This window comes from Pseudomonas sp. TNT2022 ID1044, assembly GCF_028656895.1.
Taxonomy (GTDB): Bacteria; Pseudomonadota; Gammaproteobacteria; order Pseudomonadales; family Pseudomonadaceae; genus Aquipseudomonas; species Aquipseudomonas reinekei.
In genome coordinates, this window is record NZ_JAMDHB010000007.1 from 287,589 (window position 1) to 313,778 (window position 26,190).

Genomic DNA, 26,190 nt, shown 5'->3' on the forward strand with positions numbered 1-26,190 from the left:
AGAACAAGAATGACATCGATGTGGCGTACATGCGGTTGGGTTTTGCTGGGGAGTGCGCTGATCCTTGCGTTGTCTCTGGGCGTGCGACATGGCTTCGGGCTGTTCCTGGCGCCGATGAGCGCCGAATTTGGCTGGGGGCGTGAAGTGTTTGCCTTTGCCATCGCCCTGCAGAACCTGATCTGGGGGCTGGCGCAGCCTTTCACCGGCGCTTTGGCCGACCGCTTTGGCGCAGCGAAAGTGGTGCTGATCGGGGGCGTGCTGTATGCCGTGGGCCTGGTGTTCATGGGGCTCTCGGATTCGGCGGTGACGTTGTCCTTGAGCGCGGGCCTGTTGATCGGTATCGGCCTGTCGGGCACGTCGTTTTCGGTGATCCTCGGCGTGGTCGGGCGGGCCGTGCCGCCGGAGAAACGCAGCATGGGCATGGGGATTGCCAGTGCCGCGGGTTCGTTCGGCCAGTTCGCCATGCTGCCCGGCACGCTCGGGTTGATTGGCTGGCTTGGCTGGTCGGCGGCATTGCTGGCCTTGGGCCTGTTGGTGGCGCTGATCGTGCCGCTGGTGAGTATGCTCAAGGACAAGCCGTTGCCGGTGCTCGGTCATGAACAAACCCTCTCGGAAGCACTGCGCGAGGCCTGCTCCCATTCGGGGTTCTGGCTGCTGGCGTTCGGTTTCTTTGTCTGCGGTTTTCAAGTGGTGTTCATCGGCGTGCATTTGCCGGCGTACCTGGTCGATCAGCATCTGCCGGCCACCGTCGGCACAACGGTGCTGGCGCTGATCGGCTTGTTCAACATCTTCGGCACCTACACCGCCGGCTGGCTCGGCGGGCGCATGTCCAAGCCGCGGTTGCTCACCGGGTTGTATTTGTTGCGGGCGGTGGTGATCGCGCTGTTCCTGTGGGCGCCGGTGACGACAACTACGGCGTACCTGTTCGGCATGGCGATGGGCTTCCTCTGGTTGTCGACGGTGCCATTGACCAATGGCACGGTCGCGACCTTGTTCGGCGTACGAAACCTGTCCATGCTCGGTGGGATTGTTTTCCTGTTTCACCAGCTGGGTTCGTTCCTGGGCGGCTGGTTGGGTGGGGTGGTTTACGACCGGACCGGGAGCTATGACTTGATTTGGCAGGTAGCAATTCTTTTGAGCCTGTTGGCTGCTGCTCTGAACTGGCCGGTGCGTGAACGGCCGGTTGCACGCCTGCAAACACAACTGAGCGCAACATGAGCAGTCTCTGGCCGCGTGTCGCTGTTTTTGTCGTATGCGCTGTGTTGCTCGCAGTGGCTTGGTGGGGCTGGCATCAGGGCGGCCTGGCGTTGATGCAGTTAGGCATGGGGGCTTGTTAGGGCGCTTGCTGCCGAGTCGGAGGGCGAGTAACTTCGTTGTCACACGATCACTCAAGGAAGCACCGATATGCTGATGCGCTGGCTGGCAGTTCCTGCGTTACTGGTAGCGTTTACCGGATTGGCTCAAGCGGCAGAGTGCCCGGCGTTGTTGCAGGGCTCCTTGCCCAAGCTGCGTGCCAATGAATCAATCGACCTGTGCCAGCGCTTCGCCGGCAAACCGCTGGTGGTGGTCAATACCGCGAGTTTCTGTGGCTTCGCACCCCAGTTCAAAGGCCTTGAAGCGCTCAATCAGCAGTACAAGGGTAAAGGGCTGGAGGTGATCGGTGTGCCGTCCAATGACTTCAAGCAGGAGTCCAAGGACGGTGCCGAAACCGCCAAGGTCTGCTACGTGAACTACGGCGTGACCTTCACCATGACCGAGCCACAGAAAGTCCGCGGCGACGGTGCAACGAACCTGTTCAAGGTGCTTGGCAAGCAGTCCAAAAACCCGCCGAAGTGGAATTTCTACAAATACGTGGTCGACCGTCAGGGCAAGGTAATCGCCAGCTTCTCCAGCCTGACCAAGCCTGATGATCCCGACTTCATCGAGGCGGTGGAAAAGGCCCTCGCTTCGCCACCCCTGGCCTCCGCCCCCTGATCGACACCCACTAAAAAGCCCCGCCTCTGTGCAAGAGGGCGGGGCTTTTTTTGATTCAGGCGGCGAGTGGTTCAGGCTCGCTGCGAATCATCAGAAGCGATAGGTCGCACCGATACCGAAACCGTTCGCCCAGTTTTCATACTTGGCGCTGTAGTTCTGGTTGCGCGGGGCACCGTTGCTGTTGTTGATCTTGACCGATTCTTCACGCAGGTACGAGTACGCGACGTCGATGGTCAGGTCGTCGGTCGGGCTCCAGCCGGCGCCCAGGCTGAAAATCTTGCGATCGCCAGTCGGGATGCGTGGGGAACGGTTTTCGTTGTTGGTAGGTGCCTGGTCCACCGAGAAACCGGTGCGCAGAACCCACTGCTTGTTCAGCTGATACGAAGCGCCGATGGCGTGCGCCCAGGTGTCGTGCCAGTTCTGCTCTTCGGTGATGGTACCGAATTGAGCGTTCAGAAGTGCGGGAACGCCGCTGTTCTCGACGCTGATTTCTTTCAGGCGGCTCCAGCGAGTCCAGGTGCTGCCTGCATAAAGAGTCCACTGGTCGTCCAACTGATGGGTAACCGAGAAGTCGACCGACTCAGGCGTGGTGATATCCAGCGAAGCATCGTACTTCTGGCTTGTTGGCTGACGCAGGGCAGCGAGGCCGGCGTAGTTGACCTTGGTGTCACCGTCGAGCTTGTACTTCACTTTCGAGTGGTAGGTCAGGCCAACGCGAGTGCTGTCGGTGGCTTGCACCAGGATACCGATGTTGTAACCCAGCGCAGTGTCGTCACCTTTGATCTTGACTTCGCCGTCCGGACCAAGCGGGTTTAGCGACAGGTTCGATTCCAGCTTGCCGTCGATACGGTTGATGGTCGGACCGAAACCGATCGACACCTTGTCGTTGAAGGCGTAGCTGACGGTTGGCTGCAGGGTGATGATTTGTACTTCGCTCTTGCTGCCGAAGTAACGGCCGGCAAAACCGTTTTCATAATCGGTTACCAGACCGAACGGTGCGTACACGCCGAAACCGACTGCCCACTGGTCATCGATAGGCTTGACGTAGTAGCCCATCGGCACGCCCATGAAAGGGACCATGTCACCTTTGTTGGTGCCGCCGTTCGGGCGGGAGCTGGCATCGCTGATGTCGGTGTGTGCGTCGATGAATGCAACACCGCCGGTGACTTGCTCGCGTTTAATGCGAGACATGCCGGCAGGGTTGCCTACAACTGTGGATGCGTCGTCGGCAGAGGAAGATCGCCCGGCAAAACCAGTACCCATCCCGCTGATGCTTTGTTCGTTCAGGGCAAAGCCACTTGCGAAAATCTGGGTGGATGCCATGGCAACGGCGAGGCTAATGGTGGTTTTGAGCATTACTTTTTTCATTATTAGAACTCCTGGTGATCACCGGGGCGAAAATTACCAACATTTTCGTCCCGGCGCTATAGGCTGTATGGCTTGATTTAGAGCGGTTTTGTAGGACAATCCGACCAGATTCGCAGCGTGTTGTGCGATCTTTGGATCCAGGAGTGATCAGCAGGCAACCTGATTCAGCGGTGATACACAGGTTTGCCAGGCGAAGGTGAAGTCTCTCAGGCGGCCTTGGGGCTGGAAGGTCTGGCGCCAGATTCTGGCCATGCCCAGCAGGTCGTCTGCTTCGGGGAGCGGGGTGTTCTGTTCTTCGACCAGCAGCCAGGCGATGGCTGTGGCGTAACGCAGGTTGACGGTCAATTCGACGTGCGGACCACTGAGAAAGGCGTGTTGGCTGGCCAGGCCGCGGACCAGGCTTGCGCGTTCGGGATCAAGCGCCAGGTAGTGGTCCCAGAGTGCCTGGTGGCGGGGTTCGGCGATACGGTAAAGGCCGTGGCCACGGCGGTCGTGCAGGGCGGAACCAAGGGCCGACTGGCTTGCGGCGATGCCCAGCAGCAGGGCTTCGGCAGTTGCGCTATGGCGTCCAAGGTAGATCAGCGTCGGACGGATGACATAACGGCACAGTTCGCTGGCAGCGATACCCATAGAACCCTCGAATCCATGAAATGGGCGGCGATGCCTGATGGGGCCTTGGCAGCGGTGGATCGACTCAGGCTCGCCGGAAGCGGATCAAGCCGCTTGAGTTGAAGTGTAGTGTCATATTCACTGCGTAAAGGCCTGTTTTTAAAATATTTTCGGCTTCCAGTTATAACCGTTATATCGGTTGGTACTTAACCGGTGTGAAGGCAATTCGAAATCTCAGGCAACAAAAAGCCCCGCGTTTTAAGCGGGGCTTTTGGTGTTTCAGCCTTTTTGGCGTCTCAGGCAACCAGTGCCTGACGGGTACGCTCGATCACGGCCTGCAGCGGTTCAGCGCTGGAGTACTGATCGGGGTACAGGCGTTCGCTGTGTCGGGCGATGCCGTGTTCGTTGACCAGGGTGAAGCTGAAGCAGCCTTTGCGAGCAGCCATGATCAGGCAGTTCATTGGCGCAAAAGCGTTGGTTAGGGTGCGGATGGCATCCTGTGCATGGATTTGAGTAGACATAGTCATGGTGTTCCTACAAGCGACACGGATAAGAACCGTGCAAAATTAAAACGTTCCAGTGACGACGACCACCGTTGGTCGAGCGAAGAACCTGACTGGAACAAAGCAGCCAGTTTGAAGCGCTGATAAATTGGCGCGCTTGGGCTGGCAGGTAGGTACTTAGGAGGGCAGGCAACACATCAAGGGCAAAGGTTCTGGGCCCGGGGTGAAGATCCTGATCAATTTGCAGGCTGGTTCGGTCAGAGTAAGTGAGCCTGGCAACACCCTTTGCTTTCGATTCAAAGGTTGTGTTGACGCAAGATTTACCTGGAAACCATCGAGGTGGTCGATCCCGCTTTTATCGGCAGAGGCTTCCGTTGGGAAGGCTATCCGGGGGGATTTGTTCGACCAGAATTGACTTTCAGCTTGGTACTAACGGCGGGGATACTAACGGATTGAATTGACAAAAGGAAGTGTGCTAGCGAAAAAGAATGTTCGCAGGCGTCTTGTGCGTCTGCAAAAGGCCGTTCTCAATGCGTCATGCGCCACGAAAGTGCTGCCAAGCGATCCGGATTCCGACCGGTGGTCATGACCATCCAGCGGGTAACAACCGGCCTGGACCGTGGGTTTGGCAGGGTTTATCCCCAGGTCGGATGACAAAATGCGCCGAAAAAGCGCATCGATATAACCATCCATGAGCTACTTGTGCACATTAGTTGCGCAGGCTGTCACGCTGCTGTCATGTGGCCTTAAAGCGCGGTGGGTGCCTGTAACCAAAATTTAAGTCAATGAAAAACATCGCTTTTTTTTACTGGTGAAAAAATCGTCAGTTTGACTGCAGGCCCCATTCCACAGGGCTTTGCGACGCTTCAGGGGCGGTTGTCCACTGAGTTATCCACAGCTTCTGTGGATTGTCCCGAGCGCTTGCTCTAGGACGGGCGTGCCGGGATTTTTTCGGCTTTACCTGTAAGAAAAAAAGAGTAGAGTGGCGCGCCTTCCGATCTGCCCACAGTGCTTTATGAAGTTTCGTACACCATCCGATTCCTCTTCCTCCAAAACATCCCCTGTTGCCCCACCAAAGCGTTTTTCGATGCGGGTGGCAGAGTGGTTGCTGGACAGCCCGCGACTGGGCGAAAACCCGAACGTGAAACACATCGCCGGACGTTTGCTCAAGCAACCGGCCCGTGAAGGCATCGTGGCCGCGCAAAGTCGCCTGGGCCAGTTGATGTGCCGTGAATGCGGGAATGCGCGCGATCGCCGGATCGGCCATGATTTGTTGCGTCAGGCCGCACGGGCAGGTGATCTGCGCGCGCAACAGGAACTGGGCCGGATCGAAGGCTGAGCTGTCCAAGACTTGACGCCTTGGTTAACCTTCAAACTTTAATTCGAAGGCAGGAATGGCTATGGCTATGGACTTGACCAGCGCGTTGCTCGGTCTGGCAGGCGCGGCATTGCCGCTGTTGGTATTGGCCTGGCAACTCCAGCGCCGGGCCAGCAACTCGCAGGCAGACGTCGCGTTACTGGAAGAGCGTCTGGCCATGGCCCAACTGGCGCAGGACGGCTTGAACGCCCAGCTTGAAACCTGCCGCGATGAAGTGGCTGATCTGGGACAGGCCAACGCCGCCAGGCAGGCTGAATTGGCCGCTGTGCGCCGTGAAGTCGAGTTGTTGCAGATCGAACGCGACGACGCCCGGGATGCATCCCATGCCTGGAACATCGAGCGCGCCGGCAAAGAGGCCGAGTTGCGGCGCCTGGACGCCCAGACGGCCTCGCTCAAGGCTGAACTGCGCGAACAACAGGATAGCCATCAGCAACGCCTGAACGACCTGCAAGGCTCGCGAGACGAGCTGCGCGCACAGTTCGCCGAGCTGGCGGGGAAAATCTTCGATGAGCGTGAGCAGCGTTTTGCCGAGACCAGCCAGCAGCGTCTGGGGCAATTGCTCGATCCGCTGAAGGAACGTATTCAATCGTTTGAAAAACGCGTCGAGGAAAGTTATCAGGCCGAAGCCCGTGAGCGTTTCTCCCTGGCCAAGGAACTGGAACGCCTGCAACAGCTGAATCTGCGCCTGAGTGACGAAGCCACCAACCTGACCCGTGCCTTGAAAGGGCAGAAAACCCAAGGCAACTGGGGTGAGTTGATTCTGGAGCGGGTGCTTGAGCATGCCGGGCTGGAGAAGGGGCGCGAGTATCAGACCCAGGTCAATCTCAAGGGGCCGGACGGCGAGCGATTCCAGCCCGACGTGATCATTTATTTACCCGGCGACAAGCAGGTGGTGGTCGACTCCAAAGTCAGTCTCACGGCTTACCAGCAATACGTGGCGGCCGAAGACGAAGGCATCAGGCAAATCGCCATCAAGCAACATGTGCTGTCACTGCGCAATCACGTCAAAGGCCTGTCCGGCAAGGACTACAAACGGCTCGACGGTTTGCACAGCCTGGATTTCGTGTTGCTGTTCGTTCCGATCGAAGCGGCATTTTCCGCCGCGTTGCAGGCTGAGCCGACGCTGTTTCAGGAGGCGTTCGATCGCAACATCGTGATCGTCAGCCCGACCACGTTGCTTGCGACGCTGCGGGTCATCGACAGCCTGTGGAAGCAGGAGCGGCAAAGCCAGAACGCCCGGGAAATCGCCGAGCGGGCAGGGTGGCTGTACGACAAGTTTGTGCTGTTTATCCAGGATCTGGACGAGGTCGGCAATCGACTGCAGCAACTGGATAAAGCCTACAGCTCGGCGCGGAACAAGCTGACCGAGGGCCGCGGTAACCTGGTCAGCCGTAGTGAACAGTTGAAGCTGCTGGGCGCGCGGGCAAGCAAGAGTCTGCCGGCGGATTTGCTTGAGCGGGCGATGACAGATGTCGATGGTTTGGTCGAGTTGCCGGAGTAGTCTTCCAACGCTCCCTCGCCACAAAAACATTCCTGCCTTGAGCGAATGACTACAACGGCAAATGCCGACTCAACAACGCCCGCAACGCCGCCGGCTTGACCGGTTTGGCCAGGTAATCCAATCCCGCCGCATGCACCTGGGCCATTGTCTCCGGTCGCCCATCGGCACTGATCACTACCCCCGGCACAGGCTCACCCAGGCGAGTGCGCAACCAGGCCATTAATTCGGTACCGGCTTCGCCGTCGTCCAGGTGGTAATCCACCAACGCCAATTGTGGTCGCACCCCCTCGCTGAGCAGGGTCATGCACTCTTCGCGATTGCGTGCTGTCCACACCTGACAGCCCCAACGCGTCAGCAAACTGTTCATGCCGATGAGAATGCTGTCTTCGTTGTCGACGCACAGCACCTGGGCGCCGCTGAGCAGCTTGCCATTGAGTTCGGCAACCTTGGCAGGCAGCGCCGTTTGCGCCGGGGCCAGCGGTACTCTGACGCTGAACACGCTGCCGCGCCCGGGCCACGAACGTACCATCAAGGTATGTCCCAGCACCCGGCATAGACCATCGGCAATCGCCAATCCCAGCCCAAGGCCTTTTTCCGCACGGGTTTGATGGCTGTCGAGACGTTTGAATTCTTCGAAAATCACCTGCTGCTTGTCCGCCGGAATCCCCGGTCCGCGGTCCCAGACTTCCAGGCATAGCTCGCCTTTGCGTCGACGAACGCCGAGCAACACCGGTCCTTTGCCGTAGCGAAAGGCGTTGGTGAGGAAATTCTGCAGGATACGGCGCAGCAGTTTGATGTCACTGTCGATACGCAGCTTGCTGCCCCGGACACGGAATTGCAGCCCTTGCTCGCGGGCCAGTGCCTTGAATTCGGCGCCGAGGGTGTCGAACAACTCACTGAGGGCGAATGGCTTGGACTCGGGATTGATCTTGCCGTTTTCCAGGCGGGAAATGTCCAGCAGATCACTGATCAGGTCTTCGGCGGAACGCAGTGAGCTATCAAGGTGCTGGATCAGTTTTTGCGCCTCGCCTGACAAGCCGTCGTCCTGATGAGTCAAGGCCGCGGAGAACAGGCGCGCAGCGTTCAGCGGTTGCATCAGGTCATGGCTGACCGCGGCGAGGAATCTGGTTTTCGACTGGTTGGCCGCTTCGGCGGTGCCCTTGGCTTCGGTCAGGGCGAGGTTGAGTTGCGACAGTTCATGGGTGCGTTCCGTCACGCGCTGTTCGAGGCTCTCGTTGGCTTCGGTCAATGCCTGCTCGGCCTCGCGGAACGGGGTAATGTCGGTGAAGCTCATGACAAAACCGCCGCCGGGCATCGGGTTGCCGATCAGTTCGATCACTCGCCCGTTAGGGAACAGCCGCTCCGACGTATGCGCCCGGCCCTGACGCATCCAGTGCAAGCGCCGGGCGACGTGTACTTCGGCTTCGCCGGGGCCGCACAGGCCACGCTCGGCGTTGTAGCGGATGATGTCGGCGATCGGTCTGCCAACGCTGATCAAGCCGTCGGGATAGTTGAACAGCTCCAGATAGCGCCGGTTCCAGGCCACCAGTTTCAGCGATTGGTCGACCACGCTGATGCCTTGGGTGATGTTCTCGATTGCCCCTTGCAGCAGCGCCCGGTTGAATTGCAGGACTTCCGAAGCTTCGTCGGCGATTCGCACGACGTCCTCCAGTTGCATCTCCCGGCCTTCGATGGCCGCTTTGACCACGGCCCGTGTCGACGAGGCGCCCAGCACACCGGCGAGCAAGCGTTCGGTGTGGGCGATCCATTCACCGTCGGCGTTCTGGTTCGGGTTGAAGCCTTTGCCCTGACGATAGGCAAAGCGGATGAAGCTCTGGCGGGCGCGTTCCTCACCGACAAAGCGAGCAGCCAATTGCAGCAGGTCGTCGATCTGCACCGCGAGCATCGAGCGCGCGTTGGGGCGGGCGCTGATTTCCTGGCCGATGAAGCGGCCAGCCTGCCAGTGCTCCGAGACCCGGGTGCGCGACAGCACCGAGACCCAGGCAAAGAGGGTGAAGTTGCCCGCGAGGGACAGCACCACGCCTTGGGTCAGCGGAGTGATCGGCAGGTTCAGCGGATTGCTGTGCAGCCAGGCCAGGCCCGGGAAACTGTTCAGGGACATGCCGAGGCTGTGGGCGGCGATCGGCAGAACCAGCGTGTAAAACCACAGGAATGTGCCAGCGGCGAGGCCGGCGAAGACGCCACGGCGGTTGGCTTGTTTCCAGTACAACGCGCCGAGCATCGCCGGTGCCAGTTGCGTGACGGCGGCGAACGCGATCTGGCCAATGGTTGCCAGGCTGGCGGTCGAGCCCAACAGGCGATAGCTGACATAGGCCAGCAGCAGGATGACCACGATGCTCACGCGACGCACCGAAAGCATCCACTGGCGGAACACTTCGAACGGGCGCTCGGCGTTGTTGCGCCGCAGCAACCATGGCAACAGCATGTCATTGGAGACCATGGTCGACAGCGCGACGCTGGCCACGATCACCATGCCGGTGGCCGCCGACGCACCGCCGATGAAAGCCAGCAAGGCGAGGGCAGGGTGGGCCTGGGCCAGCGGCAGGCTGATGACGAAGGAGTCCGGCAGCACCGAACTCGGTAGCAGCATCTGACCTGCCAGGGCGATCGGTACGACAAACAATGCGGCCAAAGCGAGATAGGCCGGAAACACCCACTTGGCCAGGCGCAGATCCTGCGGGTCGATGTTCTCGACCACGGTCACATGGAATTGTCGCGGCAGGCAGATAATCGCCATCATCGCCACGCCGGTCTGCACCACCATCGACGGCCAGTTGATGGTTTCTTTCCAGTATTGCTCAAGGCGCGGGGCGAGCATGGCCTGATTGAACAGGTCATCGAAACCGTCGTACAAACCGAAGGTCACGAACGCGCCGACCGCCAGAAAGGCAAATAGCTTCACCAGCGATTCAAAGGCAATTGCCAGCACCATGCCACGGTGGTGTTCCGTGGCATCAAGATTGCGCGTACCAAAGACAATGGTGAACAGCGCCAATACCAGCGATACGATCAGCGCCGTGTCCTGCGCGCTAACACCCATGGTATCGGCGCTGGCACCGATCAGCAGGTTCACGCCAAGCACGATGCCTTTCAGTTGCAAGGCGATGTAGGGCAGCACACCGACCAGGCAAATCAGCGCCACCACCACTGCCAGCGACTGCGATTTGCCGTAGCGAGCGGCAATGAAGTCGGCGATTGACGTGATGTTTTCCTGCTTGCTGATCATCACCATTTTCTGCAGGACCCACGGCGCCCCGATCAGCAGCAGGATCGGCCCGAGGTAGATCGGCAAGAATGACCACAGCTGTTCGGCCGCCTGGCCCACGGCACCGAAGAACGTCCAGCTGGTGCAGTAGACCGCCAGCGACAGGCTGTACACCCAGGCACGCACCCGCGGCGGCAATGGCGCGCTGCGACGGTCACCGTAAAAGGCGATGGCGAACATGATGGCCATATAGGCCAGGGCGACGGCGGCAATCAGCCCGCTGGACAGCGACATGGGAACTCCAGGCAACCAAAGACACCCGGGCCTCCCGCCCGGACAGACAGTCTCGCACGATGGCAGGGGTTAGTCAGTGTCGACCAAGGTCGTGGCGTGGTCGGGTGTCGCAGGGGAGAGGGCTGTCAGATCCCTTGTGTTTTTGCGGTCCTTTTCGCGAGCAGGCTCGCTCACACACGTGATGTCGGCTTACTACGTGCTCAGCTATCTGGCGTTCTGCCTGCCATCGTTGCTGGCCGGAAATCTCACCCACACCTTCGGTTTGGTCAGCACCACCGATGGTTATGGCGTGCTGATGATAGTGCTTTCTGTCGGGACGCTGGTGGCATCGCTGCGGCAGCGTCCCCAAGTGTGCAGCACCGGCGGTTGACCCCAAAAAAACGCAGGGCTTCCCGCGTTGAGGTAATCAGTAAAATAGATAACAGTTAGAGATATTACCCGTTATATCGATATTCGATCTGGCTCTATGATGAGTTCCACCTCACCAGAGGACAGGAGTTCATCATGACCTGCACCCACATCGCCAAACCCGGTATCAAGCCGTTTCGCCACCTGCAGCATCCCATGGAAGTCATTCGCCAATTCACCCCCAACTGGTTTGCCGCCACCATGGGCACCGGGGTACTGGCATTGGCGCTGGCACAACTGCCCGGTGCCAACCCTGCTTTGCACGCCATCGCCGAAGTCCTTTGGCTATTCAACATTCTGCTGTTTCTATTGTTCACCGGCCTGTATGCCGCGCGTTGGCTGTTGTTTTTCAGCGAGGCGCGACGGATTTTTGGGCATTCCACTGTTTCGATGTTCTTCGGCACGATTCCCATGGGGTTGGCGACCATCATCAACGGCTTCCTGCTGTTCGGTCTGCCGCGTTGGGGCGACGGTGTCATCGCGCTGGCCGAGGTGTTGTGGTGGCTGGATGTGGCGATGTCGCTGGCGTGTGGGGTGCTGATTCCCTACATGATGTTCACCCGCCAGGAACACAGCATCGACCAAATGACTGCCGTCTGGTTGCTGCCAGTCGTGGCGGCGGAGGTAGCGGCCGCCAGTGGTGGCTTGCTGGCGCCGCACCTGGCGGATGCCCATTCGCAACTAGTGGTTCTGGTGACCAGCTACGTGCTCTGGGCATTTTCCCTGCCGGTGGCGTTCAGCATCCTGACGATTCTGCTGCTGCGCATGGCCTTGCACAAATTGCCCCACGAAAACATGGCCGCTTCCAGCTGGCTGGCATTGGGGCCGATCGGCACCGGCGCGTTGGGGATGTTGCTGTTGGGGGCGGATGCTCCCGCGATCTTTGCTGCCAACGGTATGGCAGGGATTGGCGAGATTGCCGCCGGGTTCGGTCTGGTCGCAGGCATCACCTTGTGGGGCTTCGGCTTGTGGTGGATGTTGATGGCGGTTCTGATCACGCTGCGTTATCTGCGCGCTGGCATTCCTTTCAATCTTGGCTGGTGGGGCTTCACCTTTCCATTGGGTGTCTACGCTCTGGCAACGTTGAAACTGGCCAGCACCCTGCACCTGACATTTTTCAGTGTGTTCGGTTGTGCGCTGGTGGCGCTGTTGGCGGTGATGTGGCTGATCGTAGGCAAGCGCACTGTCCAGGGCGCTTGGAGAGGGGAGTTGTTTGTCTCACCCTGTATTGCAGGATTAAAGAAATAACCGGCAAAGTTTAGGTAATGTGTGGCCTGGATCGCCGATCGACATTCCAATCAGAGAACCCGGCCACTTTTACCCAACATCAGGGAAACATGGAAGATGAGTCACCCCTCACAGTTCACCTTGCTGCGCACACGGCGTTTCCTGCCGTTCTTCGTGACCCAATCCCTCGGGGCATTCAACGACAATATCTTCAAGCAGTCGTTGATCCTCGCCATCTTGTACAAATTGACCATCGACGGAGACCGCTCGATCTGGGTCAACCTGTGTGCGCTGTTGTTTATCCTGCCGTTTTTCCTGTTCTCGGCGCTGGCCGGGCAGTTTGGCGAAAAATTCGCCAAGGACGCGCTGATCCGTCTGATCAAGCTCGGCGAAATAGCCATCATGGCAGTCGGCGCGGTCGGCTTCATGTTCGATCACTTGGCACTGATGCTGGTGGCGCTGTTCGCCATGGGTACGCAATCGGCACTGTTCGGCCCGGTGAAGTATTCGATCCTGCCGCAAGCCCTGCACGAAGATGAATTGGTCGGTGGCAACGGTCTGGTGGAAATGGGCACGTTCCTGGCGATTCTCGCCGGGACCATCGGCGCCGGGATCATGATGTCGTCCGGTCATTACGCTCCCGTCGTGTCCACGGCGATTATCGGCATTGCCGTGCTCGGTTACCTGGCCAGTCGCAGCATACCCCGGGCCGCCGCATCGGCCCCGCAAATGCGTCTGAACTGGAACATCTTCAGCCAGTCCTGGGCCACATTGAAATTAGGCCTGGGGCAAACCCCGGCGGTGTCGCGGTCAATTGTCGGCAACTCGTGGTTCTGGTTTGTCGGGGCGATTTACCTGACGCAAATCCCTGCCTATGCCAAGGAGTGGATGCACGGTGACGAGACCGTTGTAACGCTGATTCTGACGGTGTTCTCGGTCGGCATCGCCGTCGGGTCCATGCTGTGTGAAAAGCTCTCCGGGCGCAAAGTTGAAATTGGCCTGGTGCCGTTCGGTTCGTTCGGCCTGACCGTGTTCGGCCTGCTGCTGTGGTGGCATTCCGGAGGGATTCCGGACAACGCTGCGGACCATGGCTGGATCGAAGTTCTCGGCTTCGGCCACACCTGGCTGGTACTGCTCGATATCCTCGGCCTCGGTGTTTTCGGTGGTTTCTACATCGTGCCGCTGTATGCGCTGATCCAGTCACGCACCGCCGAAAACGAGCGGGCGCGAGTGATTGCCGCCAACAACATTCTCAACGCGTTGTTCATGGTGGTGTCGGCGATCGTTTCGATCATCTTGTTGAGCCTGGCCAAACTGTCGATTCCGCAATTGTTCCTCGTGGTGTCGCTGCTCAACATCGGCGTCAACGCCTACATCTTCAAGATCGTTCCCGAGTTCACCATGCGTTTCATGATCTGGCTGCTCAGTCATTCCATGTACCGAGTGGAGCACCGCAACCTGCAGTTGATTCCCGATGAAGGCGCCGCGCTGCTGGTGTGCAACCACGTGTCGTTCGTCGATGCCTTGCTGATAGGCGGTGCGGTGCGTCGGCCGATTCGCTTTGTCATGTACTACAAGATCTACAACCTGCCGGTGTTGAACTTCATCTTCCGCACGGCGGGGACGATTCCGATTGCGGGGCGTCAGGAAGATATCCAGATCTACGAACAGGCCTTCACGCGTATCGCCCGGTATCTGAAGGAGGGTGAGTTGGTGTGCATCTTCCCCGAGGGCAAACTGACGGCGGATGGCGAGATCAACGAGTTCAAGGGGGGACTGACGCGGATTCTCGAAGAGACGCCCGTGCCGGTGATTCCGCTGGCCTTGCAGGGGTTGTGGGGGAGTTTCTTCAGCCGTGATCCGGGCAAGGGATTGTTTCGCCGGTTGTGGTCGCGGGTGACGTTGGTGGCGGGGCCGGCTGTTGAAGCGCCTGAGCCTGCGGAGTTGCAGCGGGTGGTGGGAGAATTGCGGGGCGCCGTCAGGTAGTGGGTGTCTGGGCCGGCCCAATCGCGGGCAAACCCGCGATTGGGTCAGTGACCTAAGCGCTGACTTTCAGGCCGACGAGCCCAGCAATAATCAACGCCACACTGGCCAGCCGAAACAGTGCCATCGACTCACCAAACAGAATGATCCCGGCAATCACCGTGCCTACAGCGCCTACACCTGTCCAGATCGCATAGGCCGTGCCCAACGGCAGTTCCTTCATGGCGAGGCCCAGCAAACCAAGGCTGATCGCCATGGCCGCAACGGTGAGGGCAGTGGGGAGTGGGCGGCTGAAACCGTCCGTGTACTTCAGGCCGACGGCCCAGCCGACTTCGAACAGGCCGGCGAAAAACAGAATGATCCAGGACATGAATGACCCTCATCGATTGACGGGGTCGTCCCCAGATTAATGACTCGATCGAGCCGCGAGGTCGTCCTCGCGTTGCGCAATATAGTGCCCAGCATTAATCCGGGGATCAAGTTACCGCATCATTCGGTGGCTTGCTGCCCCGCGACTTTCCGGTCTTCTTTCTCGCTCATGCGGCGGAAATACGTCGAGAGCAGCGCCCCGGAAATGTTGTGCCAGACGCTGAACAATGCACTCGGCACTGCCGCCAGCGGCGAGAAGTGCGCACTGGCCAGTGCGGCGCCCAACCCGGAGTTCTGCATGCCGACTTCCAGCGCCAGCGACTTGCGCTGGGCCAATGGCAATTTGAACATGCGGCCCGTGAAGTAGCCCAGCAGGTAACCGAAGCTGTTGTGCAACATGACCACCGCCATGATCAGCAAGCCGGATTCGGCGATTTTTGCCTGGCTGGCGGCGACGACCGCCGTGACGATAATCACGATGCTCACCACCGAAACCAGCGGTAACACGTCCACTGCGTGGCGAACCTTGTCGCCGAGCAGGCGCTGGGCAACAACGCCCAACACGATCGGCAGCAGCACCACTTGCAAGATCGACCAGAACAACTCCATGAACGATACCGGCAGCCAGGCCGACGCCAGCAGCCAGATCAGCGCCGGGGTCAGCAGCGGGGCGAGGAGGGTGGTGACGGCCGCGATGGCCACCGACAGCGCGAGATCGCCGCGTGCCAGCCAGGTCATCACGTTCGACGAAGTGCCGCTTGGGCAGCAGCCGACCAGAATCACGCCAACGGCGATTTCCGGCGGCAAATGGAACGCCTGGCAGAGCAACCACGCCACGCCGGGCATGATCACGAAATGCGCGACCACACCGAGGGCCACGCGCCATGGATGGCGTGCGACTTCAGCGAAGTCTTCAAGTTTGAGGGTCAGGCCCATGCCGAACATCACCAGCCCCAGCAAGGGCACGATGGCACCTTTAAGGCCAATGAACCATGCCGGTTGCACAAACGCCACGACAGCGAAAACCAGTACCCAGTAAGCGAAGGTGTTGCCGACAAAACGACTCAATGCAGCCAGTGCGCGCATGGCCTGATCCTTATTAATAAGTAACACCACAAAACATTGTGGGAGCTGGCTTGCCAGCGATAACGGTGTGTCAGACTCCATTTGAGCCCTCTGTAACACCGCTATCGCTGGCAAGCCAGCTCCCACAGGTGACCCTGTTCCGTCAATTTGAACAGGTTGGGTTTAGATGCCCTGCGGAGTCTCTTCCCCACCCAGTGCTTCAACCAGCGCTGGCAGGAAGTCGCCGAAGGTCAGCATCATCAGGGTGAAGCTGGCGTCCAGTTGGCCAAGGGCTTCGTCGCCGCCGTCCTGTTCTGCCTGGTCTTGCAGCAGGTCTTCAAACTTCAGGCGCTTGACCACCATCTTGTCGTCGAGCACGAAGGACAGCTTGTCCTGCCAGGCCAGCGAGAGTTGGGTCACCACTTTGCCGGTGCTCAGGTGCAGCTGGATTTCTTCGCTGGTCAGGTCCTGGCGCTTGCAACGCACAATACCGCCGTCTTCGTGGGTGTCGCGCAGTTCGCACTCGTCCAGCACAAAGAAGTCGTCCGCAGCTTTCTGGGTGGTAACCCACTCGGTCATGGTTGCCGTTGGCGACATTTTCACCGTCAGCGGACGCACCGGCAGGGTGCCGATCACTTCACGCAGGGTGGATAGCAGGTCTTCGGCACGTTTCGGGCTGGCCGAGTTGACGAGGATCAAGCCCTGTTTCGGCGCAATGGCGGCGAAGGTCGACGAGCGGCGAATGAAGGCGCGAGGCAAGAAGGCCTGGATGATTTCATCCTTGATCTGGTCGCGTTCCTTCTTATAGACCTTACGCATTTGCTCGGCTTCGATCTCTTCGACCTTTTCCTTCACCGCGTCACGCACGACGCTGCCTGGCAGGATACGTTCTTCCTTGCGCGCGCTGATCAGCAGGAAATCGCCGCTGACGTGTACCAGCGGCGCATCTTCGCCCTTGCCGAACGGTGCGACGAAACCGTAGGTGGTCAACTCCTGGCTTGCACATGGGCGCGCCAGTTTGGTGGCCAGTGCAGTTTCCAACGCCTCGGCATCAACAGGCAGATCTTGGGTCAGGCGATAGATAAGCAGGTTTTTGAACCACATGGGGTGAGTCTCTCCTTTATACAAAGGCGGGCATTATTGTCCTCCGTGTGCCATAGGCCAACCCTTCTCTAAGCCTTTGGAAGGCATCAGAAAATTAATTAAAAAAGTGCTTGCCAGAGGTAGGGTCGCTCCGTAGAATGCGCGCCACACCGAAGCGAAGGGTGATTAGCTCAGCTGGGAGAGCGTCTGCCTTACAAGCAGAATGTCGGCGGTTCGATCCCGTCATCACCCACCATTCGTTTCAAGTGTTACGCGCAGCGGTAGTTCAGTCGGTTAGAATACCGGCCTGTCACGCCGGGGGTCGCGGGTTCGAGTCCCGTCCGCTGCGCCATATTCGGTAACCTGGAACACTGAACGCCAGGTCACCACGGAAAAACCCGCTAAAGCGGGTTTTTTTCTGTCTCAAGTTTGTACCGTTTTACCCGCGGGATGTGTCGTTTCACCGGTTTTCGGATTTATTTGAAAAAACTTCAATTAAATCAACACTTTACGAAAACTTGTGGCATAATGCGCCCCGTAACGAAGCGAAGGGTGATTAGCTCAGCTGGGAGAGCGTCTGCCTTACAAGCAGAATGTCGGCGGTTCGATCCCGTCATCACCCACCATTCGTTTCAAGCGTTTCGCGCAGCGGTAGTTCAGTCGGTTAGAATACCGGCCTGTCACGCCGGGGGTCGCGGGTTCGAGTCCCGTCCGCTGCGCCATATTCGGTAATCTGGAACACTGAACGCCAGGTCACCACACAAAAAGCCCGCTTTATGCGGGCTTTTTGCTGTCTGGCGTTTGGCAAGCTGTCTGTCCGGGCACGCCTTACAGCCTTTGCCCAAGCCTGCTACGTCCCGCTGTTACGGGCGTGACGGTAATCGCTGATCGCCTCGTAAACCGCTTTGCGCAGGCGATTGATGCCACCAATCGGGCGATGCGCCTCCAAACCGAACCACGGATTGAACGACAGGTTGTCGCATTGCAGATTCAGCGCCGGCGTATCGAAATCCTGCGGCGGCAAAGTGATCCTCGCCACGGTCTCGAAGGGGGAGTCCTGCTCGCGCCACTCGATACTGGTGTCCTCGATCGGCATGTATTTGTTCGCATCCTGGCGCTGGATCTGCAGGACAAAACACGCCGGCACCCGGTCCGTGGATAATTGCTGGTTCAACGCGCTGCGCAGGAAGTTCGGCAGATCCTGATTCTGCTTGGGTAAGGCGTAGGCCGGGCAATTATCCGGATCCGGCATCACCCTAAACTTCGCATTGGCCTCACCGAATTTGTATGGCGATACAGAGAAATAGGTGGTTCGCGTCGGGCTTTCAGGCGGTGGCGACAAGGTTGCCAGCGCAATAAATAGATGGCGAACCTGCCAGGTTCGCGGATCCCAGCCCGGAAAAAATGCCCTGACTTTTTGCCCATCGGCTTGCGCCGCTACGTTCTGGCGATACTCGGCGACATCGCTGACAAAAAAGTTTGGATGGCTGAACATCACAAAATCCTGTTCAGGCTGCCCCTGACGATCAGCGAGCAACTGCGCACCCGGAACTTCAAGCAATTTGATCGCCATGCCTCGGGCGTCGCGAATGCTGTCGAACTGTGGATACGCATTGCCGTTGGACAGACGCATGGTGGCCTGCCAGACCTTGCCCGGTTCACTGAACACACCCTGACGCAGGTCCTGCGACAGTTGCGGCAATACCTGCACCTGGGCCTTGACACAGCCATGGGCCTTGGCGTGGGCGTCACGCAGATATCGGGTGCTTTCACGGTGTTGATCGACAATGCGCACCGCGGTCTGGATCACGTCCTGGGTCATCGCCGCTTCGCCGTCCGGAATCTGCTCCTGTGCGGAGACGGGGCCGCGGTGCTGCCAGGCGAACCATGCACCAGCCAGGGCCCAGACAAGCAGGCCGGAAACCAGCACAACGAGCAGGGTTTTGCCGAGCAGACGGCCCAGCCGCAACCACAGACGGGCAAGCAAGGGCAGTTCCTTTTTGAAAGTGGTCATGATCATGGCAGTTGTGCCTCCAGCGGGCCGCCCAATACTTTCAAATACTCCAGCAGCGCCCAGCGCTCTTCGGGCAACAGAAGCCGGCCGATGACACCTCGGCCGCGCTCACCTGCGCGGAATTCATGGCCGCTGTTGTGGTTGCCGGTGATGCGGGTATCGAACAGGAACCCATTGGTGAAGGCTTCGGTGCGATAGCCCAAATGCCGGGGGTCGTATTCGAAGGTGCCTTTATAGAAGGTTGTCGCGCGTTCATCCTGAGGCGACAGCAACTGATAAAGGCTGGGCACAGAGCCGTTGTGCAGAAACGGTGCCGTCGCCCATACCCCATCCAGTGGACGGGCCTTGTAGGCGATTTTTTCGCGAACACCAATGGGCAGGCCGAAGCCATCGAGCCGAGGCTTCTCCTGTGGCGTCACACCGGCCTCGCGGTACGCGCGCCTCTCGACGAACGCGGTGATGTAGGCCAGGCCCTTGGCCACCGAAAGCTGACTCAGGTCCAGCGGTTCCTTGGGAGTGGGGTGCAACCTCACGTCCATCTGCTCGAGTTCTGCGAGATTCCATTGCAGGGCGGTCACGTCGAATCGGTGGTTGGCGATGTTGTTGGCTGCGCCCGGATCCGTGCCGATGACGTCCACGGGCAGCATGGGCAGGTGTTGCACCCAGCGCTCACCTTCCTGAGTCTTGCGCGGGACGTGGCAGCCGGCGCAGTTTTCGGCAAACAGTGCGCGGCCCTTGGCTGCCAACGGTTTGTCGACAACGCCAAGCAGCGCTTCTGGCCAGGCGGGTGGTTTCAGCCGTTGCAGGGTTTCTTCGATCGCATGCAAATCGCGCACGCGGACACTGGAGGCGTAGCGCTCATCTCCTTGCAGTGGCTGGCCGTTGGCATCGAAGAAATTCAATGTTGCGCCGACGCCCAGCGCTTCGCCGATATTGCGCGCCATTGGCTGTTGCGCCGAGCCGTTCCATTGCACCCAGTCGAACGTCCACATGTCCCACAGCTGTGGGTAATCCACGGGAGCGTTGGCGACGCGATAGTTGGCGGGGGAAATGGCGTCGCCGAAGGTTGCATTGGCAATTCGGCCAAACGCATCGGCGCGTCCAGGGCCTTCCTCGGTGGGGTAGAGGCCGCGATGCGTGTCATTCCAGGCGACTTTGAGGAACGTGTTGAGCGAACCTTTGAAGTCTTTGCGCAGTTGTTCGTGACCTGCGTCGTAATTTTCCCCCAGCACCAGGCGGGCAAACCGCTCGAACTTCCATGGGTTGTAGTAAGTGGACGTCAAGCTGGCGACCAATGCCTGTCCGAAACTGCCGCCACGCAATGTAGGAACGCTGGATGGCAATACATGTTGCGCTGCGCCGCCATCAATACGCACCGACTGGCCGTTGAACCGCAATTCGCCGGTGTGGCAAGCGGCGCAAGTTATGTCCAGATATTGCGCCGGGCTTCCGGGATTTCGGTGCCGGGCGAAGCCCACGGGCAGGTTGCCGGGATTGTTTGGCGTGGCTTTTTGCCCAGGATCAATCAGGAAACCGAAGCGAGCCAGGTACTCGGGTGAGGCGAAACGCTGTTGCGAGAACGGCAGTTCGAGGGCCTGAAACCACTCGTAGCGCAGGCCTTTGACTTGCGTGCCTTGGGGGGTGAAGTAATAGGTTTGTCGGTCTTCTTCAGTCCACTGGTTCAGGTAATGCACCTGCTGCGGCGGCGTATAGAAGGGCAGTTTCGGGTTGGCGACGTAGTACAGGACCACAGTCAGGCCAGCCGCCAACAGAAGAATGACCACAACCAGCAAGCGGAAGAAGAGGCGCAAGATGAACATCCTTGTCGATTTTTCTTCCGTTATGCCTCAGTGGCCAATTAGCAGCAAGAGGCCATTACGCCAGATGTTGTGAGGGCAAAACTGCCTCTGCAAGATCAATCTGACAGAAGTTTCATCATCCTCATTTGCGAAAGCGTTTAAACACCTGAACTTATTGCAAATCTCTGGCTCTCATGCCGGTAGCCATTGGTCGTGGCGGCCTGATAAGCTCGCGGCTTTACTCGATTGCCCTTTCGGCGCATGAACAAGGAAATAGCATGAAACAGCATCGGTTGGCGGCGGCGGTTGCCCTGGTTAGCCTGGTACTTGCGGGTTGCGACTCGCAGACCAGCGTAGAGCTGAAAACCCCGGCGCAAAAAGCTTCCTACGGCATTGGCCTGAACATGGGCAAGAGCCTGGCTCAGGAAGGCATGGATGACCTGGATTCCAAAGCCGTAGCCCAAGGCATCGAAGATGCCGTCGGCAAAAAAGAACAGAAGCTCAAAGACGAAGAATTGGTTGAAGCGTTCGCCGCACTGCAAAAGCGTGCCGAAGAACGTATGGCCAAGATGAGCGAAGAGTCGGCAGCTGCCGGCAAGAAATTCCTCGAAGAAAACGCCAAGAAAGCTGGCGTCGTGACCACCGCTTCGGGCTTGCAGTATGAAGTGGAAAAGAAAGCTGACGGCGCTCAGCCGAAGCCGACTGACGTAGTGACCGTTCACTACACCGGCAAGCTGACCAATGGCACCGTATTCGACAGCTCCGTCGAGCGCGGCAGCCCGATTGATCTGCCGGTCAGCGGTGTGATCCCGGGTTGGGTCGAAGGCCTGCAACTGATGCACGTTGGCGAGAAGTACAAGTTGTACATTCCTAGCGAACTGGCTTACGGCGCTCAGAGCCCAAGTCCAGCCATCCCGGCCAACTCGGTGCTGGTATTCGACCTGGAACTGCTGGCCATCAAGGATCCGACAAAAGAAGACGCAGCCAAGTAATTCGGCGCCTGTAGCAAAAACAACGCCTCGCTCATGCGGGGCGTTGTCGCATCTGGCATCTGGCGTGGGTCAACAAAGCGAACAGATGCTGTAGGCTGGAGTCATAGGCAATGTAGGACCGGTGCTAACCGTGCCGGACCTTCAAGTCAATGAAATATTGGGTTTTTTTTGATGAGTAAAAAACGCCCGATCTAAGCGCAGCCCTTGTGTTACGGGGCTTTCAGCCGTGAAAAGCAGGTCTGTTCACAAGGTTATCCACAATTTGTGTGGATAACATTTGCGTGGGAGGAATGATGAAAGCACCCTGGAATTTCGCTCGATTCTTGCCACTGGCCGGACGCCTGATCGCACGTGGGCGTTTGCCGACCTTGTTGTTCGCAGTGGCCAGCAAAGGTGCCAGCCAGGGCAACCGGTTGGGCAAACTCAAAGACGATCTGCGCCTGTTGCAGGCTCTATGCCTGGCGTACTGGCGCGGCGAATATCGGGCCATCAGCCCCAAAGCGTTGATTTCCGTAGTGGCAGGCTTGATGTACTTCCTCAGTCCGGTGGATGCAATCCCGGATTTCCTGCCGCTGTTCGGCATGATCGATGACATCGCCGTACTCGCCTGGCTGATGAAAGTCCTCGACGATGAACTCAACGCGTTCCGTGCGTGGCGTAAACGTCAGGTGCCGGAGAAGCTTGCTGTGGTCGAGCGACTGCCGGATACACCGGAGCAATTACAACTTCAGGGACCGAAAAAAAGATGAGCCGATCCGGTCTGATCCTCAGATAGATACCCCCCGCGACCTTAGCCGCTGTTAGGATTACACTTCTAGGGAAAAGTGCCGACTCGCTAAGTGTTGTTGTCCTACGGGGTAGTCATGGATATTCAGATAATTACACGCGAAGGCGAGCCCGAATATGCGGTTCTGCCGTGGGCTCAGTATCAGGCTCTACTGAAAGCAGCAGGCCTCAACGAAACACCGTCGCGCCCGGCTCCAGCGCCGTTGGCGACGACCCAGGACCCGATTCTTCCAGGTCTTGATCAACTACGCAGTTTGCGCGAAGGGAAGGGCATCGCCATTGAGGCGTTGGCCCGCACGGTAGGCATCAGCCCGTCTTATCTGGCCATGATCGAAAGTGGCGAGCGTCTGCCTGACGCCGCGATTCGTCGCAGCCTGGCCTGGGAATTGACGGTGCCCGGATGGAGGGATGAATCGTGAGCGTACGCATCAGTCGTCAACACTGGGACGGATTGCTGGGCGAACTGGATCAGGCGCGCCGGCAGCGCCATCTTCTGACTTATCGGGCATTGTTGGAACGTTTGCAGTTGCCGACGCCTGCCATGCAAACCCTGACCGCGGCGCTTGAACACCTGGCCGCGCTGGATGCCAAGGCCGAGCAGCCGCTGCGCAGTTCGCTGGTGATCAGCCAGGGCGCCAGCCGCCTGCCACGCACCGGGTTCTTTGAATGTGTCGAGCGACTGGGGCGCTTCTCCGGGCCATCCGATGGCGTTGCTGCGGCATCGTGGCACGCCTCGGAAGTGGTGCGCGTTTTCGAATACGAATACCCGGAATCGGCGGAAGCCTGAGTGTTTCTTCGACTCAAGGCGTGGGCCGGTTACTGGCTGGCGCGAAGGCTGTTTCACTGGTCATGGTTCGTGCGTCAACCGCGTGGCTGGAAGTGGCTTGAAGGCCAGTTTGCCCGCATGGCGAACCTGGGCGATGTCGGCGCCCAGAGCTTCTATGGCCACATTCTGACCTTCCGTGGCGTCGGTCTGGGGGCTCGCGAGGAAGGCGTGCGTCTGCTGCGTCTGGCGGCATTGGCCGGGGACGGCAAGGCGGCCTATCAAGTGGGTGTGCTCAGTCTCGCCGGAACGCCGAGTCAAGCGCCCGATCCGGAAGAAGCCGCGCGGTTCTGGGCAATTGCCGCGAAGGCCGGGCATCCGCTGGCACAGATCAAACTGCAAGCGCTGGCTTCCCGCGATGACGCGCAATAGATAGCGACTTTTCTGACAAAACAACGTGGCGTAGGGGTTGATCCCTACGCCGCGTTTTCGTTTTAGCGAATCGCCCTACAGCAACCTCATCCTTCCCTGACTTCTTTCCCCGCTTAACCCACGCAAAGTCCATCGCGCCCAATTTCCTGCGCGAAGGATTGCTTATGTTCGACCCGGTTTTTTATGTGGCTCCTGATGTTTCGGTGGGCTGATGGATCACATCGCCCGCATTGAACTCGAGCTCGACAGCTTCCCGGACACCCTGACGCTCTACCGTCAGCAGCTGGCACGCTGGTTTGCCGAGACCGCCGACAAGGTCAGCCACGCCACCGACTTGCCATCGCTGATGGGCATGGAGCGGGTGATCAAACTGGGTAACACCAGCACCGTAGTCAGCAGCGCTGATGACGACTTTTTTTCTTCGGTTGCGCAGTGTCCGCAGGGCGGGATTCTGCACATCGAGAGCAAGTTCGAGTCGGTCCATGACATTCCGCTGGGGAATATTCAGGTCGATGTGATCGCCGTTGATGGCGGTGAAACGAAGACGCTCACGCTGGATGAAAACGGCCGAGGCCAGTTCAAGGGCGAGGCCGGCAAGTTCTACCGCGTGCGAGTGCAGAGCGAGGTCACGCCGCAGCAGGTTGATGAGCTGTTTCAATCCTACGACGGGCTGACGCAGACGCTGGAGCAGTGGCTGCGCAGCGAGTGGCAAAGGTTCAAGCCGCAGTGGTCGCAACAGTCGGCCTCGGCGTCATTGGCAGCCGTGGGCAATGGCATGTTGGCCGGGAGCTGGGCGGCAATCGAGGCTGTTTGGGATGGCCTCGGCGAGCTGAGCGACATTCTGAAAGATCCCCGGGCTTACGCCGACAAACTCGGCGCCAGCGCAGGCGAGTTGGCGGCGCTGGCCGACAGCGCCCCCGACCTGATCGAAAAGGCCATGTTGCTGGCCAGCGATGAAGCGGCGTTGTGCCTGTTGTTGCGTACCGCGACGTTGTGGCTCGAGGCGTTGCCGCCGACCTACATCGCAGGCTCCTCGGCGGAGGCCATTTTCAGGGTTGTGGTCGGCGTGGTCATCGACCTGCTGATCGGCATCGTGCTGAGCATGGTGGGCGTCGGTATCGCATGGCTGAGTGTGCGCCTGATGAAGTACGGCGCGCAGTTGTGTCAGGCCGTCATGGGCTTTGTGAAGGCGATGGTCGCGATCATCAACACCTTCATGGGGCATGTCGATCGCTACAAAAAAGTGGCTGCGCGGGGGGTCGCGGCGAGCTTGAAAAAAGGCCGGATGGAGTTGCGCTGGAAGGGCCGTAACAACACCTCGCTGAAAAAACACGAGCCTTTCGATGACGCCCCGGCCCAAGCAAAAAAACCCAACGGCGACAGCGCCGATTCCGCCGAGCGCACCGCCACCCACGGCTGCCCGGTGTCGCTGGTCACCGGCGAAGAACTGCTGACCCTGACCGACGGGGTTCTGGATGGTGTGCTGCCGTTCGACTTCACCCGCTTGTACCGCACCAGTGCCGTCGAACTCGACAGCGGCCTCGGCTTTGGCTGGAGCCATTCGCTGGCGCAGCGCCTGGAAATCGATGGCGAATCCGTGGTGTGGATCGACGCGGAAAACCGGCGCACGCCGTTTCCGTTGCCGAGCCTGGCGCGGCCGGCGATCCACAACAGCCTGTCGCGGGCGGCGATTTATCTGGGGGATGAGCCGGACGAACTGATCGTCGCGTTGGCGGGTGAGGCGGCGCGGTTTTATCACTTTCGTCTTGGGGCGTTGAGCGCGATCAGCGATGCCTATAGCAACCGTCTGACCGTGCAGCGCGATTTTTCCGGGGGCATTCAGCGGCTGGACAACGGCGCTGGGCGTTGCCTGTGGTTGCGTTATGACCGTGGTCATTTAGTCGCCGTCGACTACCAGCGCTTGCATTCGGCTGACAGCCAGGAACCAGGCTGGCGCACCGAGCAGACGCTGGTCAGCTATCGCTACGACGCCCGCTGGCGGCTGATTGAAGCGAGTAATGCGGCGGGTGAAAGCGAGCGTTACGACTACGACGAACAGCACGTCATTTTGCAGCGGCAACTGGCCGGGGGTGCGAGTTTTTATTGGGAGTGGGAACGCAGCGGCAAAGCGGTGCGCTGTGCCCGGCATTGGGCCTCGTTTGCGCAGATGGACACCCGTTACACCTGGGACGACGACGGTGGTGTGCAGCTCAAACACGCCGACGGCAGCGAGGAAACCTACGTTCACGACGACCGCGCGCGGCTGGTGCGGCGGGTCGCGGCCGACGGCGGTGAACAGCGCAAAACCTATGACGATCAGGGCCGCTTGGTCGCCGAGCAGGACGCCCTCGGCGCCGTCACTGAATACCGCTACGACGAGCTCGGACGGCTGACCGCGCTGATTCCGCCGGAAGCG

21 protein-coding genes, 4 tRNA genes and 1 pseudogene are annotated in these 26,190 nt (G+C 59.2%); 17 read left to right on the forward strand and 9 right to left on the reverse strand.

Going from position 1 to position 26,190, the window contains the following annotated elements; translation table 11 throughout:
• Positions 1-9: 9 nt before the first annotated feature.
• Positions 10-1,218 (forward strand): MFS transporter, encoded by a 1,209-nt coding sequence (locus M5G20_RS11735; RefSeq protein ID WP_273919252.1) that lies wholly within the window; start codon positions 10-12, stop codon positions 1,216-1,218.
• A 186-nt stretch (positions 1,219-1,404) separates the two neighbouring features.
• Complete coding sequence (locus M5G20_RS11740) at positions 1,405-1,974, forward strand: glutathione peroxidase (protein WP_273919253.1); 570 nt, start codon at positions 1,405-1,407, stop codon at positions 1,972-1,974.
• Between the two features lie 90 nt (positions 1,975-2,064).
• Here M5G20_RS11740 and M5G20_RS11745 read toward each other — a convergent pair whose 3' ends face one another.
• The 3 genes from M5G20_RS11745 to M5G20_RS11755 form a co-directional block, all read right to left on the reverse strand.
• Positions 2,065-3,342, reverse strand: coding sequence for an OmpP1/FadL family transporter (locus M5G20_RS11745; protein ID WP_273919254.1), 1,278 nt, complete (start codon positions 3,340-3,342; stop codon positions 2,065-2,067).
• 147 nt (positions 3,343-3,489) lie between these two features.
• On the reverse strand, positions 3,490-3,972 hold the full coding sequence (locus M5G20_RS11750; protein WP_075948438.1) for a hypothetical protein: 483 nt from the start codon (positions 3,970-3,972) through the stop codon (positions 3,490-3,492).
• A 275-nt stretch (positions 3,973-4,247) separates the two neighbouring features.
• Positions 4,248-4,472, reverse strand: a complete 225-nt coding sequence (locus tag M5G20_RS11755; protein WP_003204606.1) for a hypothetical protein — start codon at positions 4,470-4,472, stop codon at positions 4,248-4,250.
• A gap of 997 nt (positions 4,473-5,469) precedes the next feature.
• On the opposite strand from M5G20_RS11755, the gene M5G20_RS11760 reads away from it, so the two are divergent.
• Complete coding sequence (locus M5G20_RS11760; protein WP_273919255.1) at positions 5,470-5,793, forward strand: sel1 repeat family protein; 324 nt, start codon at positions 5,470-5,472, stop codon at positions 5,791-5,793.
• 196 nt (positions 5,794-5,989) lie between these two features.
• The gene (gene rmuC, locus M5G20_RS11765) at positions 5,990-7,333 is read left to right on the forward strand and encodes a DNA recombination protein RmuC (protein WP_273919269.1); all 1,344 of its coding nucleotides are present in this window, start codon (positions 5,990-5,992) and stop codon (positions 7,331-7,333) included.
• 49 nt (positions 7,334-7,382) lie between these two features.
• Here rmuC and M5G20_RS11770 read toward each other — a convergent pair whose 3' ends face one another.
• A complete protein-coding gene (locus M5G20_RS11770; protein ID WP_273919256.1) occupies positions 7,383-10,853 on the reverse strand; it encodes a hybrid sensor histidine kinase/response regulator in 3,471 nt (1,156 codons plus the stop codon).
• A 121-nt stretch (positions 10,854-10,974) separates the two neighbouring features.
• On the opposite strand from M5G20_RS11770, the pseudogene M5G20_RS11775 reads away from it, so the two are divergent.
• The 3 genes and pseudogenes from M5G20_RS11775 to M5G20_RS11785 form a co-directional block, all read left to right on the forward strand.
• Positions 10,975-11,223: pseudogene (locus tag M5G20_RS11775) on the forward strand (MFS transporter); the annotation flags it as partial.
• A 134-nt stretch (positions 11,224-11,357) separates the two neighbouring features.
• Positions 11,358-12,509 (forward strand): TDT family transporter, encoded by a 1,152-nt coding sequence (locus M5G20_RS11780; RefSeq protein ID WP_273919257.1) that lies wholly within the window; start codon positions 11,358-11,360, stop codon positions 12,507-12,509.
• 96 nt (positions 12,510-12,605) lie between these two features.
• Positions 12,606-14,474: an MFS transporter gene (locus M5G20_RS11785; RefSeq protein ID WP_273919258.1), complete on the forward strand. Its 1,869-nt coding sequence runs from the start codon at positions 12,606-12,608 to the stop codon at positions 14,472-14,474.
• A 52-nt stretch (positions 14,475-14,526) separates the two neighbouring features.
• On the opposite strand, the gene sugE is transcribed toward M5G20_RS11785, so the two are convergent.
• From sugE to rdgC, 3 genes are all read right to left on the reverse strand, one after another.
• Positions 14,527-14,841 (reverse strand): quaternary ammonium compound efflux SMR transporter SugE, encoded by a 315-nt coding sequence (gene sugE / locus M5G20_RS11790; protein ID WP_027922462.1) that lies wholly within the window; start codon positions 14,839-14,841, stop codon positions 14,527-14,529.
• A gap of 119 nt (positions 14,842-14,960) precedes the next feature.
• Positions 14,961-15,926, reverse strand: coding sequence for a bile acid:sodium symporter family protein (locus M5G20_RS11795; protein WP_273919259.1), 966 nt, complete (start codon positions 15,924-15,926; stop codon positions 14,961-14,963).
• A 162-nt stretch (positions 15,927-16,088) separates the two neighbouring features.
• On the reverse strand, positions 16,089-17,009 hold the full coding sequence (gene rdgC / locus M5G20_RS11800) for a recombination-associated protein RdgC (protein ID WP_008060875.1): 921 nt from the start codon (positions 17,007-17,009) through the stop codon (positions 16,089-16,091).
• 159 nt (positions 17,010-17,168) lie between these two features.
• Here rdgC and M5G20_RS11805 point away from each other — a divergent pair.
• The 4 genes from M5G20_RS11805 (at position 17,169) to M5G20_RS11820 (ending at position 17,710) form a co-directional block, all read left to right on the forward strand.
• Positions 17,169-17,244, forward strand: a tRNA-Val gene (locus tag M5G20_RS11805).
• A gap of 19 nt (positions 17,245-17,263) precedes the next feature.
• Positions 17,264-17,340: transfer RNA gene (locus M5G20_RS11810), tRNA-Asp, on the forward strand.
• A 198-nt stretch (positions 17,341-17,538) separates the two neighbouring features.
• A tRNA-Val gene (locus M5G20_RS11815) sits at positions 17,539-17,614 on the forward strand.
• A 19-nt stretch (positions 17,615-17,633) separates the two neighbouring features.
• Positions 17,634-17,710 (forward strand) — tRNA-Asp (locus tag M5G20_RS11820).
• 128 nt (positions 17,711-17,838) lie between these two features.
• Here M5G20_RS11820 and M5G20_RS11825 read toward each other — a convergent pair.
• On the reverse strand, positions 17,839-19,008 hold the full coding sequence (locus M5G20_RS11825; RefSeq protein WP_273919260.1) for a catalase family protein: 1,170 nt from the start codon (positions 19,006-19,008) through the stop codon (positions 17,839-17,841).
• Positions 19,005-20,813, reverse strand: a complete 1,809-nt coding sequence (locus M5G20_RS11830) for a di-heme-cytochrome C peroxidase (protein WP_273919261.1) — start codon at positions 20,811-20,813, stop codon at positions 19,005-19,007. The genes M5G20_RS11825 and M5G20_RS11830 overlap by 4 nt, the downstream gene beginning before the upstream one ends.
• A 266-nt stretch (positions 20,814-21,079) precedes the next feature.
• Here M5G20_RS11830 and M5G20_RS11835 point away from each other — a divergent pair, with 266 nt between their 5' ends.
• From M5G20_RS11835 to M5G20_RS11860, 6 genes are all read left to right on the forward strand, one after another.
• Complete coding sequence (locus M5G20_RS11835) at positions 21,080-21,793, forward strand: FKBP-type peptidyl-prolyl cis-trans isomerase (protein WP_273919262.1); 714 nt, start codon at positions 21,080-21,082, stop codon at positions 21,791-21,793.
• A 293-nt stretch (positions 21,794-22,086) separates the two neighbouring features.
• Positions 22,087-22,542, forward strand: coding sequence for a YkvA family protein (locus tag M5G20_RS11840; protein WP_273919263.1), 456 nt, complete (start codon positions 22,087-22,089; stop codon positions 22,540-22,542).
• A gap of 114 nt (positions 22,543-22,656) precedes the next feature.
• A complete protein-coding gene (locus M5G20_RS11845; protein WP_075948521.1) occupies positions 22,657-22,998 on the forward strand; it encodes a helix-turn-helix domain-containing protein in 342 nt (113 codons plus the stop codon).
• Positions 22,995-23,366: a hypothetical protein gene (locus M5G20_RS11850; protein WP_003223109.1), complete on the forward strand. Its 372-nt coding sequence runs from the start codon at positions 22,995-22,997 to the stop codon at positions 23,364-23,366. Before M5G20_RS11845 ends, M5G20_RS11850 begins: the two co-directional genes overlap by 4 nt.
• Positions 23,367-23,774: a sel1 repeat family protein gene (locus M5G20_RS11855; RefSeq protein WP_273919264.1), complete on the forward strand. Its 408-nt coding sequence runs from the start codon at positions 23,367-23,369 to the stop codon at positions 23,772-23,774.
• Positions 23,775-23,985: 211 nt separating this feature from the next.
• Positions 23,986-26,190, forward strand: a 2,205-nt coding sequence (locus M5G20_RS11860) for a DUF6531 domain-containing protein (protein WP_273919265.1), incomplete at its 3' end; no start/stop codon positions are given.

Coding starts and splice junctions, on each gene's coding strand:
- rdgC (WP_008060875.1), bottom strand. CDS start 17,009: ATGTGGTTCAAAAACCTGCTTATCTATCGCCTGACCCAAGATCTGCCT.
- M5G20_RS11745 (WP_273919254.1), bottom strand. CDS start 3,342: ATGAAAAAAGTAATGCTCAAAACCACCATTAGCCTCGCCGTTGCCATG.
- sugE (WP_027922462.1), bottom strand. CDS start 14,841: ATGTCCTGGATCATTCTGTTTTTCGCCGGCCTGTTCGAAGTCGGCTGG.
- rmuC (WP_273919269.1), top strand. CDS start 5,990: ATGGCCCAACTGGCGCAGGACGGCTTGAACGCCCAGCTTGAAACCTGC.
- M5G20_RS11825 (WP_273919260.1), bottom strand. CDS start 19,008: ATGATCATGACCACTTTCAAAAAGGAACTGCCCTTGCTTGCCCGTCTG.
- M5G20_RS11770 (WP_273919256.1), bottom strand. CDS start 10,853: ATGTCGCTGTCCAGCGGGCTGATTGCCGCCGTCGCCCTGGCCTATATG.
- M5G20_RS11735 (WP_273919252.1), top strand. CDS start 10: ATGACATCGATGTGGCGTACATGCGGTTGGGTTTTGCTGGGGAGTGCG.
- M5G20_RS11755 (WP_003204606.1), bottom strand. CDS start 4,472: ATGTCTACTCAAATCCATGCACAGGATGCCATCCGCACCCTAACCAAC.
- M5G20_RS11785 (WP_273919258.1), top strand. CDS start 12,606: ATGAGTCACCCCTCACAGTTCACCTTGCTGCGCACACGGCGTTTCCTG.
- M5G20_RS11840 (WP_273919263.1), top strand. CDS start 22,087: ATGAAAGCACCCTGGAATTTCGCTCGATTCTTGCCACTGGCCGGACGC.
- M5G20_RS11750 (WP_075948438.1), bottom strand. CDS start 3,972: ATGGGTATCGCTGCCAGCGAACTGTGCCGTTATGTCATCCGTCCGACG.
- M5G20_RS11835 (WP_273919262.1), top strand. CDS start 21,080: ATGAAACAGCATCGGTTGGCGGCGGCGGTTGCCCTGGTTAGCCTGGTA.
- M5G20_RS11845 (WP_075948521.1), top strand. CDS start 22,657: ATGGATATTCAGATAATTACACGCGAAGGCGAGCCCGAATATGCGGTT.
- M5G20_RS11795 (WP_273919259.1), bottom strand. CDS start 15,926: ATGCGCGCACTGGCTGCATTGAGTCGTTTTGTCGGCAACACCTTCGCT.
- M5G20_RS11740 (WP_273919253.1), top strand. CDS start 1,405: ATGCTGATGCGCTGGCTGGCAGTTCCTGCGTTACTGGTAGCGTTTACC.
- M5G20_RS11780 (WP_273919257.1), top strand. CDS start 11,358: ATGACCTGCACCCACATCGCCAAACCCGGTATCAAGCCGTTTCGCCAC.
- M5G20_RS11760 (WP_273919255.1), top strand. CDS start 5,470: ATGAAGTTTCGTACACCATCCGATTCCTCTTCCTCCAAAACATCCCCT.